This window comes from Streptantibioticus silvisoli, assembly GCF_027947535.2.
GTDB classification, from domain to species: domain Bacteria; phylum Actinomycetota; class Actinomycetes; order Streptomycetales; family Streptomycetaceae; genus Streptantibioticus_C; species Streptantibioticus_C silvisoli.
In genome coordinates this window covers 87,584-100,412 of the sequence record NZ_JAAGKO020000001.1, presented here as the reverse complement: position 1 = coordinate 100,412, position 12,829 = coordinate 87,584, and the positions used below count along the sequence as shown (strand labels likewise).

Sequence of the window (12,829 nt, the reverse complement as noted above, 5' to 3'; positions counted from 1 at the left end):
CTCCTTCGGTGGTGGGCGCCCGCGCGGGGCGCCGGGGGACGGTTACGCCAGCCGGACTGACCGGTCGAGCAGGGCGAGCGAACCGGTCGCGGTCAGCAGCCGGTCGTTGGAGTAGTTGAGCGCGGCCGAGCGCAGGTCGCGCAGGTGGCGTTCCAGCGGAACCGCCGAGTCCTTGCTGTAGCCGACGGACAGCCCGCACAGCTGGACCAGCCGGTCGACCGCCGCGTACGTCAGCTCGGCGGCGGTGACCTTGAGGGTGTTGAGGTGGATCTGCACCGGCGGGGTGTCGATCGACAGGCCCTGCTCGCGGTGGCGCGCCACCTCCGCGGTCACCTGGTGCAGGTAGGCGCCGACCAGTTCCAGGTCCATGCGGGTACGGCCGAGCCGTTCGGTGGTCAGGTCGGACCTGGGGTCCACCGAGCGCGGCCGGTTCGGCGACCTGAGCAGGGAGACGACCTGGCCGAACGCCGACTGGGCGGCGCCCAGCCAGCAGGCGGCCCAGGCGATGTGCCCGACGGCGATCATGCTGTCGGTGGCGACCGCGCGGAAGGCGCCGGGCCCGCCGACCACGTTGCGTACCGGGACGTTCGCCGACAGCCGCATGCCGACGCTGCGGGTGCCGCGCATGCCGAGGGCGTTCCAGGAGCCGTACACCTCGGTCTTCGTCAGGTCCCGGTCGGCGTACACCAGGCTCACCCGGCTGTCGGGCGCGTCCGGTGCCTCGCGCATGGTGACGAGGTAGCCGTCGGCGTGTTCGCCGCCGGTCACCACGGGGGCGTCGCGGTGCAGCGCCAGGGTCGCTCCGGTGTGCTCCAGGGCGGCCTCGGCGCTCGTCAGCCGGCCGCCCTTGCCCGCCTCGGTCGTCACCGAGGCGATGTAGACCTCGCCGCGCGCCACCCGCGGCAGCAGTTCGTCGCGCAGTTCGGGGGTGGCGTGCCGGACGAGGGCGTCGACCTGCTGGCAGTGCATGGCCCAGATCATGGCCGTCGACAGGCAGCCGCCGGCCATGATCCGGGCCGCCTCCGCCAGGTCGCCGACACCGCCGCCCCCGCCGCCGTACCCGGTGGGGACCAGCAACCCCATCAGCCCGCTGGCGCGCAGGGCGTCGAGGTTGTCGGCGGGGAAGTCGCCGGCGGTGTCGACGCGGCCGGCCCGTTCGGCGAACAGCGGGCGCAGTCCGGCCGCGAGGTCGGCCGCCCCGGAGGCGGGCGCCGTCGGCTGTGGCGTCATGCGGGGACGTCTCCTGTCGTCGTCACCGGAACGGGCAGGTCCACCCCGGTGTCCAGCGGGGTGCGCGAAAGGGTCAGCCGGGAGGCGGAGACCACCGTCCGGCCCCGCACGAAGACCTCCGCGGGGGCCGGGCGGCTGAGGAAGCCCAGCAGGCTGGCGGTGAGCCCGTAGGCGCCGGTGTTGGGTACCACCAGCACGTCGCCCGGACCGGCCGCGCAGACCGGCACCTTGCTGCCCAGCACGTCGGCGGGCGTGCACAGCGGGCCCACCAGGTGGCTGGTCAGCGCGGGGTGCGCGGCGCCGGGTTCCGGGGTGGCCGCCGGGCGCACCAGCCGGCCCAGTCCCGCCATCCCGCCCAGGTGGTGGATGCCGCTGTCGACCAGCACGAACCGGCCGCCCTCGTTCTCCTTCACCTCCGCCACCGTGCACACCAGGGCGCCGCAGCCGCCCACCAGGTGGCGGCCCGACTCGAACGCGACCGCGGGCAGGCCGTCGCGCCAGCCGGGCAGCCGGGAGGACAGCAGGGTCTCCAGCGCCTCCCGCAACCGCGGGTAGTGCGGTCGTTCGCCCGGCTCGGCGTAGGGGGCGGCGAAACCGCCGCCGAGGTCGAGGTGGGCCAGCGGCAGTCCGGCGTCCCGCAGCCGGCGGGCCGATTCGATGCTCGCGGTGAACTCCGCGATCAGCGCGTCCTCGCTGCGCGCGGTGCTGATCGGGAAGTAATGCGCCCCGACCACCCGGGCGCCCGGCCGGTCGGCGAAGCGCTCCGGCCGCGCGAGGACGTCGGCCTCGTGGACGCCGAACTTCGACGGGCCGCTCATGCGCAGGCCCGACGCGCCGCTGCGGGCCGAGTTGATCCGCAGCAGGCACTCCGCGGTCCGGCCCTGCGCGGCCGCGGTACGGGCGACCCGGTCCAGGTCCGCCGCCGACTCGACCGAGAAACGGCGCACCCCGCGGCCGAGCGCCTGCGCCACCTCCCCGGCCGTCTTGGCCGGTCCGGTGTACAGGCAGTCCTCACCGGCCCAGCCCGCCTCCAGGGCGGCGGCCAGTTCACCGGTGGAGGAGATCTCCGCCCGGCAGCCGCCGGCCCGCAGCACCTCGCCGAGTGCCGGGTGCGGATTGGCCTTGAGGGAGTAGTACAGGGCGGCGCCCCGCGGCAGTTGGCCGCGCAGGGAGTGCGCGGCGTCCTCGGCGGCGTCGAGCCGGTAGAGGTACAGCGGGCTGCCGAACGCCGCCAGCAGGTGTCGGGGCAGGTCGTCGCTCATCGGCTCTCCTGTCGGGTGCGCAGGGCCGCACGGTCGATCTTCCCGTTCGGGCCGTGCGGAAGCGCGGGGGCGACCAGGCAGCGGGCGGGCGCCTTGTCGGGGCCGAGGAGCCGGCGCACCGCGCGCAGCACCGCCTCGGGGGTCAGGTCGGTCACCGCGTACAGCACGGCGGGGCCCCCGGCGCCGGGCGGGAGGAAGGCGGCCTCGGTCACCCCAGGCACGTCCCGGGCCGCCGACTCGATCTCGGCGACGCTGGTGCGTACCCCGTTGGACTTGAAGACGTCGTCGCGCCGGCCGGCGAAGTAGAGGTAGCCGTCCGCGTCGAGCCGGCCGAAGTCCCCGGTGTGCAGGCGTACCCGGCCACCGGGGCCGTCCGGGCGGAAGGTGCGCCGGGTCAGTTCCGGCGCCCGCCAGTAACCGGCCATCACGTGCGGTCCCGTGACGGTGATCTCGCCGGTCTCCCCAGTTGGCAGCGGTTCCCCGCCGGGGCCGAGGATGTCGACGGTCGTGCCGGTCAGCGGCCGGCCGACCGCGTGCGGGCGCGCCAGGTCGCCGTCGGGCTCCATGATCGCGACGCGCTTGCACTCGGTGATGCCGAACATCAGCTGGACGCGCGCGCCGGCGAACCGCTCCCGCAGCGCCGCACGGGCGGCCGGGGCCAGCGCCTCGCCGGTGTTGGTGAACAGCCTGATCCGGGTGGGGCCGGTGTCCCGCCGGGCCAGCCGCAGCAGCAGGTCCGCCAGGGAGGGGACCAGCGGCACCACGGTCACCCCGGTGCGCCGGGCGGTCGCCAGCAGGCCCAGGTCGCCGCCGGGGCCGGCCAGCACCAGCCGGCAGGCGGCCAGGGCGCACAGCAGGACCTGGTAGAGGCCGTAGTCGAAGGAGAGCGGCAGCCGGCACAGGACCACGTCGTCGGCCTGGTAGCGCAACCGTTCCGCGATCGCCGAGCACGCGGAGAGCACCTGGGGGTGCGGGCAGACCACGCCCTTGGGCGAACCCGTGCTGCCCGAGGTGTAGATGAGCAGCGCGGGGCCGTCCTGGTCCGCTTCCGGCCCGGCTGCGGGAGTCGGCGGCGGGGGAGTCGCTGGCGGGGGCGCGGGCGCTTCGGCGGCGGTGAGCAGGGCGTGCGGCGGCAGTGCGTCGGCGTCGGTCAGGACGAGGTCCGGCCCGCAGTCGGCGACGACCTGCCGCCGGTAGCGCTCACCGGAGTCCGGGGCCAGCGGCACGAAGCAGGCGTCCAGCACGGAACAGGCGTACAGCAGCGCCACCACCCGGCGGTCGGTGGCGGCGACGACCACGACGCGGCTGCCGGTGCCCACTCCGCGCTCCGCCAGCCACCCCGCGCAGCCGCGCACCGCCCCGGACAGCTCGGCCCAGGTCCAGGTACCGGCCGGGTCGGTCACCGCCGCGGCCTGCGGACGGGCCGCCACCGCGGCGTCCAGCAGTTCGTGCACGCGGCGCGGCCGGGCGGGTGCCGCGTCCCGCCCCTCGCTCACCGGGCGCCCCGCGGCTGCTCCGCGAGATGGCGCTCGGCCCGCTCGACGACCTCGCGCAGGGTCCGCACGGCCGCCACCGGATGCCTGCCGTAGCCCGTCTCCCCGGTGAGCACCAGGCAGTCGGCGCCGTCGAGCACCGCCTGGGTGATGTCGGCGACCTCGGCGCGGCTGGGCAGCGCGCTGTCGCGCATCGAGTGCAGCAACTGGGTGGCGACCATGGAGACCTTGCCGTGCCCGGCGCAGGCGCCCACCACGGCCTTTTGGAGGAACGGCACCTCGGTGTACGGCAGTTCCACCGCCAGGTCACCGCGCGCGACCATCAACCCGTCGAAGGCGGCGGCCAGTTCCTGCATCCGCTCGACGCCCTCGTCGTGCTCGATCTTGCCGATGACCTCGACCCCCGGCGCGAGGTCCCGGATGCGTGCGGCGGTCTCCGGTCCGGCGGCGAACGACAGCGCCACCGCGTCGACCCCCAACTCCCGCACGAACAACAGGTCGTTGACGTCCTTGTCGGTCAGGTCCGCCGGGCGGGCGCCGGCGCCCTGCACGGCCACCCCGCGACCGGTGCCGACCCGGCCGCCGGCCACCACGGTGCAGCGCAGCACGTCCGCGTCGGCCTGCTCGACGCACAGCTCCAGCAGGCCGTCGTCGATCAGGACCCGGGTGCCCTTCACCGCCCGCCCCGCCGCCCAGCCGTGGCTCAGCCAGGTGCGGTGCGAGGTGAACTCCCCGCGGCGCGCGGTCAGTTCCACCGTCTGCCCGGGCTGCCACTCGGCGGTCCCGTCCGGCAGCCCGCCGAGCCGGTTCTTGCGGTCCTGCAGGTCGGCCAGCAGCCGCACCGGGCGGCCCCCGGCGTCCGCCGCCTCGCGTACCGCCCCCACGACGCGCCGGTGCCACGCGTGGTCGCCGCTGTTGAGGGCGAGCCGGACGACGTCGACGCCCTCGGCCACCATGCGGCGCACGCACGAGGGGCTCTCGCTGGCCGGGCCGAGGGTGACCGCGAGCGCGGTACGCCGCCGGGCGCCGCCGGGCACCACCGGCGGGTACGGTCCCCAGCCGGCGGTCCGGTTCCCCGCGGCGCTGTCCGAAACGTTCACTGCCCGTCCTCGATCCGTTTGACGCTGCACCGGTGGAAGACCCGGACGAGGGGTTCGGTGCCGGTGGGCACCACCGGTGTGACCCCGTGCAGGATGCCCGCCGCGGGCAGGTTGTTGACGAAGACCGCCCGGTCCGGTCCGATCGGACCGAGGTTCACGCCGAACCCGGCGCGGGCCTCGGCGTGCCGCTGCTCGCGCAGCATCGGCTTGCTGCCCTCGGTCGGCTCCTGGGACCACTCGAAGGCGTCGTCGAACCCCAGACCGTGCCGCGCCAGGTAGGCCCGCGCGTCGACCAGCAGCATGCCGCCGCCGGTGAACCCGGCCAGCGGGCCGTACAGGTGGGAGAACAGCAGGGCGTCCCGGTCGATGTGCAGCGCCTTGAAGCTCCACGCGCTGCCGTACAGCTCGACCGGGATGGCGCCGTCCGACGTCGTGCCGGTCTTGACGCGGTACACCGCCGCGGCGTCCAGCTCCCGCGACGCGTCGCGGAACGCCTCCCACACCGCGCCGAAGAGCCGTTCGTGGAGGTCGCGGACCCCTTGCGGGCTCGCGGTGCGGGGCAGTCCGGTGACCACGGCGGCGCCCGGGCCCGGCTGTTCGCCGTCCCGCAGCAGCAGCCGCACCGTCCCGGCGACGAGCGTCTGCGGGATCGGCGCGTCGGCGTCGCCCAGGTACGGGCCGGCGTCGATCTCCAGATCACCGGGGCCCGACCACGCCTTCGGCGGCACGGCGTACCGCATGGCGTCGATCGCCGTGCGGCGCACGTCCATCATCCTGGTCACGCCAACCTCCTCGTGTTCACCGGGCCGCGGCCCCGCCGCCGGCCCGGTCGGCGGCCGGCTCCGGCCGGGCCGGGCCGGCGAGCAGCAACTCCTGCAACCGGGTACGCACCGCCTGCGGATCGCGGGTGCCGTCCACGGTCCGCACCAGGTCGCGGGCCGCGAAGTGCCCGCGCAGCCGGGCGGCGACCCCGTGGTACTCCGCGAGCCGCTCGGCGAACCGCGCCGCGGTGTCGTCGCGCCGGGTGACGACGCGGCCGCCGCACTGCTCGCACCCGGCCCGGCCGGCGGGGGCGGGCGTGCCGCAGTCGGCGCAGATGCGCCGGCCCGAGACCCGTTCGAAGGCGACGTCGTCGGGCACCTCCACGATCACCAGGCCGGCGATCCGCTCCCGTTCGCGGCGACCCACCGCCTCGTCGAGGTCGGCGCACTGCCGCGGGCTGCGCGGGTAGCCCTCGACGACCACCACCCGGTGCGACGGGTCGAGCCGGTCCAGGAAGTGCGTGAACTGGTCGCGCACCAGGGCGTCCGGCAGGATGCCCTGCCGCAGCAGGGTCTCCCGCGCGGCCAGGCCCAACGGGTCGCCGAGCGCCGCCAGTCGCAGGCCGTAGTCGCGCACCCCGAACCGGGCCAGCCACGGGTGCAGCCGGGCCAGCGCCGACAGCGCGGTGGTCTTGCCGCACCCCGGCGGGCCGATGACGAGGTGCACGGGTACCGGCCCGCCGGCCGGGAAGTCAGCCGCCATCGGACCCGGCGACACCCTCGGCCCGCAGCAGCGCCCACGCCGCCTCCACCGCACCCTCCGGCGCCGTCACCCTGCCCTGCTCCTGGTGGAGCCGCAGCGTGCGCAACGTCGCGTAGAGCCGTTTGGCGGGGGTGTCGAGCAGCAGCTCGGTCAGGTGGTAGAGCTGGTTGGTGTCCGCGGCGATCCGCACGGACTCCGGGAAGGCGTCCGATATGAGGGCGGCCAGCGCCTGCGGACCCTCGTCGACGAGGAAGACGGTGACCGGGTCCGCGTACAGGTACTCGATCGCCTCCTGCCACGTCCGGTGCTCGCGCACGTCGGGCGACCGGGTCGGGTCGTTGCCCTCCAGGATGCGCACCTTGCCGCTGTCCTCGATGAGGCAGGCCAGGCCGTCGAGGTGTTTGACCTGCGGCCCGTTGTAGACCCGCGCGGGCACGTGCTTGCCCTCGCCGTCGAGGAACCGCTGCCCGAAGACGTCGGCCCGCGACGCGGTGGGGATCGTCACCGGCAGGCGGGAGAGCTTGCGGTCGTTCATCCGGCCGTCGACGATGAGGTTCTTGTGGTAGACGAGCACCGAGCGCCCGTCCGGCAGCCGGATCTCCTGCTGGTAGTCGCTGATCGGGGTCAACTCACCGCCAAGCGCCTCGCTGAGCTGCTCGAACGTGGTGTCCTTGTCGAGCAGTACCGAGCGCAGGTAGCAGTTCACCTCCCGCATGTCGTCCTCGCCGAGCATGCGGATGACGCGGGCCGCCGGCTCCACCCCGATGCGCTGGGCGTGGAACCAGTCCAGGCTGATGCGGACCGAGAACCGCGCCTTCGCCAGCCCGGCCCCGCGGGTGCGCCAGGCGTCGACCAGCCGCCTGAGGCGGACCCGGGTCTCCTTCTCGTCGGAGGCGAAGTGCGCCGCGGTGATCAGCTCGATCTCCTCCAGCGCGGGGGAGTCGATCTCGTGGACGAAGCGTTCGCAGAACTCCGGCTCGATCATCGGCTCGCCACCGCCGGACAGTACGGCCTTCCACAGGCCCATGCCGTTCATCACCCGCAGGACGGGCCCGGGGTCGCGGGCGACGCTGTACGGGCGCAGGCCCCCCAGCGACATGGGAGCCGCGTAGTTGCAGTGTCCGCAGCCGACCGGGCATTCCGAGGAGGGCCACACATAACACGTCGAAGCGTGCACCGGCCCGTGCGAGGTGTACGAGGAGAGCGAGCCGATAACGTCGTCACGGGCCTGGTCGGCGGCAGCGCGTGTCGCATTCCGCTTCGTTGACGCGTTTTGCCGGAATAATGAATCGGGCACGGAACTTCCTCCCTCGGGCAATTCGGGCGAGTTGTCGCCGGACGCCAGCAGTGGAAACCGGCCGGACGGTTTACGGGCGCCGCCATTCCTTTTGCGACAACCGCCGGTCCCTGGTGCGCCGTTGGCCCTCCCATCGCACATCAGCATACGTGCCTGTTAGTTTTTTTCAACGAGTTGACGGGTAGTTGCTGTCGTGCGGAAGCGCATGCACACCAGGTGCGTGGAAGCGTCACGTATCCGTGAGTTCTCACCCGAGGAAGGGATGCGTTCTTGCCATCCGGGCTCTCCCCCGTCGGTCAGGTCAGTGCCCCATTCGGCGGCTCGGCCGGTTCCGCTCCCTTGACCTGGGGCCAGACCGCCATCTGGGATGTCCTGCGCTGGCTTCCGGCGAACGACGCCTCCCTCAATCTCACCGTGACGCATCCGGTGCACGGCACGCACGGCGTGGCGAGCGCCGCCGCCGCCCTGTCCGCGCTGCTGGAACGCCACGAGGCGCTGCGCACCCTCTTCCGCGACGAGGACGGCGCCGGCGCCGGCGCCGGGACGGCGAACGGGCGGGGGACGCGTCCGGTGCAGCAGGTGCGGGCGGACGGCGAACTGCCCGTCGCCGTGGTCGAGTCCACCCCGGCCGGTGCGCAGCAGGCGGCCCGCGCGTGCGCGGCGCGACTGCGGGCCGAGCCGTTCGACACCGCGGCCGACCTGCCCGTCAGGGCCGCCGTGGTGGTCGCCGGCCCCCGCGTCACCCACATCGTCCTGGTGTTCAGCCACATGGCGGTCGACGGCTGGAGCGCCGCGATCGTCCTCGACGACCTCGCCGCCCTGCTGGACGGCACCCCCGGCCCGCCCGCCCAGCAACCCCGCGAACGCGCCCGGTGGGAGCGGTCGCCGGCCGGCCTGCGGCGATCCGCGGCGGCCCTGCGCCACTGGAGCCGCAACGCCAAGGAACTGCCCGCCGACTGGATGCAGGACGTCCGCGCCGGCGCCGGCCCCGACGCGAGCTGGGCGGACCAGACCTCTCCCGCGATGGCGGCGGCGGCCCACAGCCTGGCGGCCCGGCACCGCGTCGCACCGGGCCTGGTGCTGCTGGGCTCGGTCGTGCTCCTGCTGGGGCTGTACCGGGAACGGACGGCGGTGGGCGTGCGGCTGCTGGTGGCGACCCGGTTCCGGCCGGAGAACCGCCGGCTGGTCGGCGCGTTCAACCAGAACGCCCTGCTGAGCACCGAGCTGGTCGACGAGCCGTTCTCCGCGTTCCTGCTGCGGCTGCGCCCGGACAGCCTGCGCGCCTACCGGGCCAGCGAGTGCGACCCGCGCGAGGCGGAGGCGGCGGTGCGGTCGGCCGTGGGCCGGCGGGGATTCACCTCCGGCGGCAACTGCTTCTACAACGACGCCCGTTACCACGAGGACGGCACCCCGGTCCCCGGCGCGCTCACCGGGCTGAACGCCGATCAGGTGCGGGAGATGCTGCCGCGGTCCCGCGTGGCGGAAGCGGTGCCCAAGGGCGACCAGTACGCCTCGAAGTTCTTCCTCTGGCTCTACGGACTCGCCGACACCGCCCGGTTGTCGGTGTGCGCCGACCGCCGGTTCCTGGCCGCGGGGCGTACCGCGTCGGACTTCCTGACCGACCTGGAGTGGCTGCTCGTCGAGGCGCTGGACGGCGACCCCGCCCTGCCCGCGCTGCGGACCGCGTTCGCCGGCCGCCGCGCCCGGGTGGGCCCCGGGGCCGGGTGACCGCGCGGCCGGCGGCGTCGAGCACACCGCCGGGCGGCCCTGACGCGGAACGGGTGGGCCGAACGCGGAACGGGTGGGCCGGACGCGGAACGGGTGGGCCGGACGCGGAACGGGTGGGCCGGACGCGGAACGGGTGGGCCGGACGCGGAACGGGTGGGCCCCGAAGGACCCACCCGACCCGGACCTCGCGTGAGCGGGAGCGGTCAGAGCGTGCCGGTGCCGTTGCTGTAGGACGTCATGTTGAACGTGCCGAAGCCGTTCTGGACGGGGTCACCGGTGTTGTTGATGCAGTGCAGGATGCCGCCGCCGCCCGCGCCGTTGAGGCAGACGGTCATCAGGTCGGTGAAGACGACGCCGGGGGTGTCGGGCACCTCGTAGGCGCGGTCGGTGTAGATGTCCGCGGTGAGGTCGAAGAAGCAGTAGCTGCCCAGGCCCCAGGCGTGGTGCTCGGTGACGTGGTCGGCGACCTTGTAGGCGGCGTAGCCCTTGGTGCCGCCGTGCACCCAGGCGGTCTGGGTGGGCACGTCGTAGGGGTGCTCGTTCTGGAAGAAGTAGGTGCTGCCGTGGTTGCCCTGCCACAGCACTTCGTACTTCTGGTAGTGCTCGACGGCCAGCGCGTACGCCGTGACGTGGTCGCCGTTGACGATGATGCCGGTGTCGGCCGGGTTGACCGACCAGCCGACGGTGTTGTCCAGGCCGTGGTCCGCGCGCCACAGCCAGAGGTTGTCGCAGATCACGTCGTTGCTGTCGAGCTGGACGCTGACGTCCGCGCCGCCGGCCAGGGCGCCGCCGATCCGGGCGTAGACGTCGAACAGCGCGGTCGGGTCGAAGGTGTGCCGCAGCCGGCTGGGGCCGTTGCCGACGCGCAGCAGCACGGGGGTGTGGGCCGAGGCGGCCTCGAACAGCAGACCGGCGACGGTGACACCGCTGACGTCGTCGACCTCGATGACGGTGTTGCCGTGCGTCGACTGGAGCGTGGCCAGGCCCAGGCCGAGCACGACGGTGCCCGGGCGGCTGACGCGCAGCGGCGAGGAGAGCGGGTAGACGCCCGGGGTGATCAGCAGGTGCTTGCCCCAGGCCAGCGCCTCGTTGATGCTGGCGGCGGAGTCGCCGGGGCGGGCCACGTGGAAGTCCGACAGCGGGATGCCGCGGCCCTCGGCCGGGCCGTGCACCCAGGTGGGGCCGGTGCTCTCCCGGCGCAGCGCGGGCACGAAGACCTGGTAGGAGCCGTGCCGGTCCACCGTCAGGAACGGCTTCTCCCGCACGACCGGCGTGCGGTCGACGGTGGTGTAGGGCGGCGTCGGGAAGGACTGGGCGGGGGCGCCCTCGACACCGACGAAGACCATGTTCCAGTTGGAGCCGGTCCAGCTGCCGAAGGAGTCGTTGCGCGACAGCCACTGCTGCTGCGAGCCGGAGTCCACCTGGCCGTCCACCACGCTGTCGGCCAGGAAGCCGCCGCTGGACCACTGGTTGCCGGGCGGGCTCGGCCACAGCGACATGTCGCCCTTGACGTGGACGCGGCGCATCGGACCGGCCTGGGCGACGGCCCAGCGCTCCAGCCCGTCCGGCGGCACGATGCTCAGGTTCTCGGCGGCCCGCCAGAAGTTCTGCGTGCCGTTGCCCTGGAGCCACTGGGCGTCGACCGTGACGTGACCGTTGATCACGACGTCGTCGGGGCTGGCGCCGAGCCCGAGGACGTGGGTGTAGAAACCGACGTTGATGTCGACGGTGTAGGTGCCCGGCATGAAGGCCAGGGCGTACCGCTCGGTGCCGAACTGGTTGGACTGCTGGGTGGTGAACACGGCGTCGACCTGGGCCTGGATCGCCGCGTCGCCCATGGACGGGTCGAAGACCAGCACGTTCGGACCGAGACCGGCGCCGTCGTGGCCGTGCGACGGCACGGCGGACGCGGGCGACGACGCGAAGGCTGATCCTGCGGAGACGCCGCCGGCCAGCGGCACCGCGACGGCGGCGGCAGCCGCTCCGCGGAGCATGGCACGGCGAGTGGGAATCACGGACACGGCTCTCCCTGGACATGGTGGATGGTGGGACCACGGCTGGTCCCCAACCGCAAGAGAGCGCTCTCAGGCACGAAGTGAATCATCGCGGGTATACAGCGTCAATAAGCGTGCGGCGGTAAGTAAGGCGGTCTCCCGCACCCCGGGTTGACCGGCCGACCGCTCCCGGGTCCGGCCAGGTGGGGACGGGTACGGGACCGGGTGGGTCGGGGCGGACTGTGCGGGGTGGGCGCGTGGTGCTCCGGGGCGCGTCCGGGACTGTGCGAGCGGGGACGGGGTGGTGCGGGGCGCGTCCGGCCTTGTGCGGATCGGCGGCTCAACGGGCCAACGAGGCGGGCGGGTTGGCGCATCGGCGGGCCGAGGTCGGGCCGGGACGCCGCGCCCGCTCCGATGCCGTTGCGCCGCCGAAGCCGAAGCCGAAGTCGCCTCCGAAGCCGAAGTCGCCTCCGAAGCCCATGCCGCCGCCGCCGATGCCGATGCCGACGTCGGGTGCGGGCCGGCGGACCGGTGTCGGGTGGCTCACCGTCCCGCGCCGGCCACCGGGCCCCGGGCGGCGGCCAGTTGGGCGGCCAGCGCTGCGAAGTCGTGGGCGGTCAGGAGGAGACCGCTGTCGACGTCGATGTCGAGGCGTTCCTCCAGCACTGCCGCCGGTTCGACGGCGGTGATGGAGCCCCCGCCGAGGGAGAAGAAGTCGTCACGGGGCCGTGGCCTCGCGCCCGAAGACCTCGGCGGCGGCCAGGACGTGGTTCAGCTCGTTGTCGGACACGGCCGCTCCAGGTGGTGTGGGGTGATGGCGCCCGGGCGGGGGTCCGGACGGCGCGGGGTCGTACCCGTTGCCCGGCCGCGCCGGACAGCAGGCGGGCGGCCATGTCGTCCAGCACCGCCCGGGCCAGCGGACGGCCGACCACGGCGCCGTTGAAGCGCGGGCCGAGGAAGAGCCGGTCGCGTGGACGCGGGCGAACCGGACCGCGTCGATGAGTTCGGCCTTCTCCGCCCCGGAGTCGGCGCCGAACATGATGTTCTCCCGGATCGAGCCGCCGAACAGGTGGGCGTTCTTGTCGACGTAGCCGATCTGCTTGCGGAAGGTGGGCCGGTCCAGCTCGGCCAGGTCCACCCCGTCAACGGCGTGGTGCCCGCGGTCGGGACGCGCAGGCCGGCCAGCGGTGGACGCGCCGGA

General features: G+C 74.2%; 11 protein-coding genes. 1 reads left to right on the top strand and 10 read right to left on the bottom strand.

The window, feature by feature from the left end; translation table 11 throughout:
• Positions 1-42: 42 nt before the first annotated feature.
• Genes POF43_RS00345 through POF43_RS00315 form a run of 7 tightly spaced genes read right to left on the bottom strand, consistent with a single transcriptional unit; the run spans position 43 to position 7,708 of the window.
• Complete coding sequence (locus POF43_RS00345) at positions 43-1,230, bottom strand: acyl-CoA dehydrogenase family protein (protein ID WP_271312706.1); 1,188 nt, start codon at positions 1,228-1,230, stop codon at positions 43-45.
• Entirely contained in the window at positions 1,227-2,492 is a 1,266-nt protein-coding gene (locus tag POF43_RS00340) for a type III PLP-dependent enzyme domain-containing protein (RefSeq protein WP_271322242.1), read from the bottom strand. The genes POF43_RS00345 and POF43_RS00340 overlap by 4 nt, the downstream gene beginning before the upstream one ends.
• A complete protein-coding gene (locus POF43_RS00335) occupies positions 2,489-3,988 on the bottom strand; it encodes a class I adenylate-forming enzyme family protein (protein ID WP_271322241.1) in 1,500 nt (499 codons plus the stop codon). Before POF43_RS00335 ends, POF43_RS00340 begins: the two co-directional genes overlap by 4 nt.
• Entirely contained in the window at positions 3,985-5,085 is a 1,101-nt protein-coding gene (locus POF43_RS00330; protein WP_271312709.1) for a pyruvate kinase, read from the bottom strand. Before POF43_RS00330 ends, POF43_RS00335 begins: the two co-directional genes overlap by 4 nt.
• Complete coding sequence (locus POF43_RS00325) at positions 5,082-5,867, bottom strand: hypothetical protein (protein ID WP_271322240.1); 786 nt, start codon at positions 5,865-5,867, stop codon at positions 5,082-5,084. The genes POF43_RS00330 and POF43_RS00325 overlap by 4 nt, the downstream gene beginning before the upstream one ends.
• A gap of 16 nt (positions 5,868-5,883) precedes the next feature.
• A complete protein-coding gene (locus POF43_RS00320; protein ID WP_271322239.1) occupies positions 5,884-6,609 on the bottom strand; it encodes an adenylate kinase family protein in 726 nt (241 codons plus the stop codon).
• The gene (locus POF43_RS00315; protein WP_271322238.1) at positions 6,599-7,708 is read right to left on the bottom strand and encodes a hypothetical protein; all 1,110 of its coding nucleotides are present in this window, start codon (positions 7,706-7,708) and stop codon (positions 6,599-6,601) included. The genes POF43_RS00320 and POF43_RS00315 overlap by 11 nt, the downstream gene beginning before the upstream one ends.
• A 537-nt stretch (positions 7,709-8,245) precedes the next feature.
• Between POF43_RS00315 and POF43_RS00310 the strand changes: the two genes are divergently transcribed.
• Positions 8,246-9,634 carry a condensation domain-containing protein gene (locus POF43_RS00310; RefSeq protein WP_282704348.1) on the top strand — a complete coding sequence of 463 codons (1,389 nt, stop codon included), beginning with the start codon at positions 8,246-8,248 and terminating at the stop codon, positions 9,632-9,634.
• A 203-nt stretch (positions 9,635-9,837) separates the two neighbouring features.
• Here the strand turns inward: POF43_RS00310 and POF43_RS00305 are convergent, their stop codons facing one another.
• From POF43_RS00305 to POF43_RS00295, 3 genes are all read right to left on the bottom strand, one after another.
• Entirely contained in the window at positions 9,838-11,628 is a 1,791-nt protein-coding gene (locus tag POF43_RS00305; RefSeq protein WP_271325798.1) for a pectate lyase-like domain-containing protein, read from the bottom strand.
• 543 nt (positions 11,629-12,171) lie between these two features.
• Complete coding sequence (locus POF43_RS00300) at positions 12,172-12,294, bottom strand: hypothetical protein (RefSeq protein WP_271323833.1); 123 nt, start codon at positions 12,292-12,294, stop codon at positions 12,172-12,174.
• A gap of 52 nt (positions 12,295-12,346) precedes the next feature.
• Entirely contained in the window at positions 12,347-12,766 is a 420-nt protein-coding gene (locus tag POF43_RS00295; RefSeq protein ID WP_271323834.1) for a hypothetical protein, read from the bottom strand.
• Between the last annotated feature and the right edge of the window lie 63 nt (positions 12,767-12,829).

Excerpts from the sequence above, each read along its gene's own strand:
- POF43_RS00315 (WP_271322238.1), bottom strand. The coding sequence starts at position 7,708 with ATGTCGCTGGGGGGCCTGCGCCCGTACAGCGTCGCCCGCGACCCCGGG.
- POF43_RS00305 (WP_271325798.1), bottom strand. The coding sequence starts at position 11,628 with ATGCTCCGCGGAGCGGCTGCCGCCGCCGTCGCGGTGCCGCTGGCCGGC.
- POF43_RS00340 (WP_271322242.1), bottom strand. The coding sequence starts at position 2,492 with ATGAGCGACGACCTGCCCCGACACCTGCTGGCGGCGTTCGGCAGCCCG.
- POF43_RS00320 (WP_271322239.1), bottom strand. The coding sequence starts at position 6,609 with ATGGCGGCTGACTTCCCGGCCGGCGGGCCGGTACCCGTGCACCTCGTC.
- POF43_RS00345 (WP_271312706.1), bottom strand. The coding sequence starts at position 1,230 with ATGACGCCACAGCCGACGGCGCCCGCCTCCGGGGCGGCCGACCTCGCG.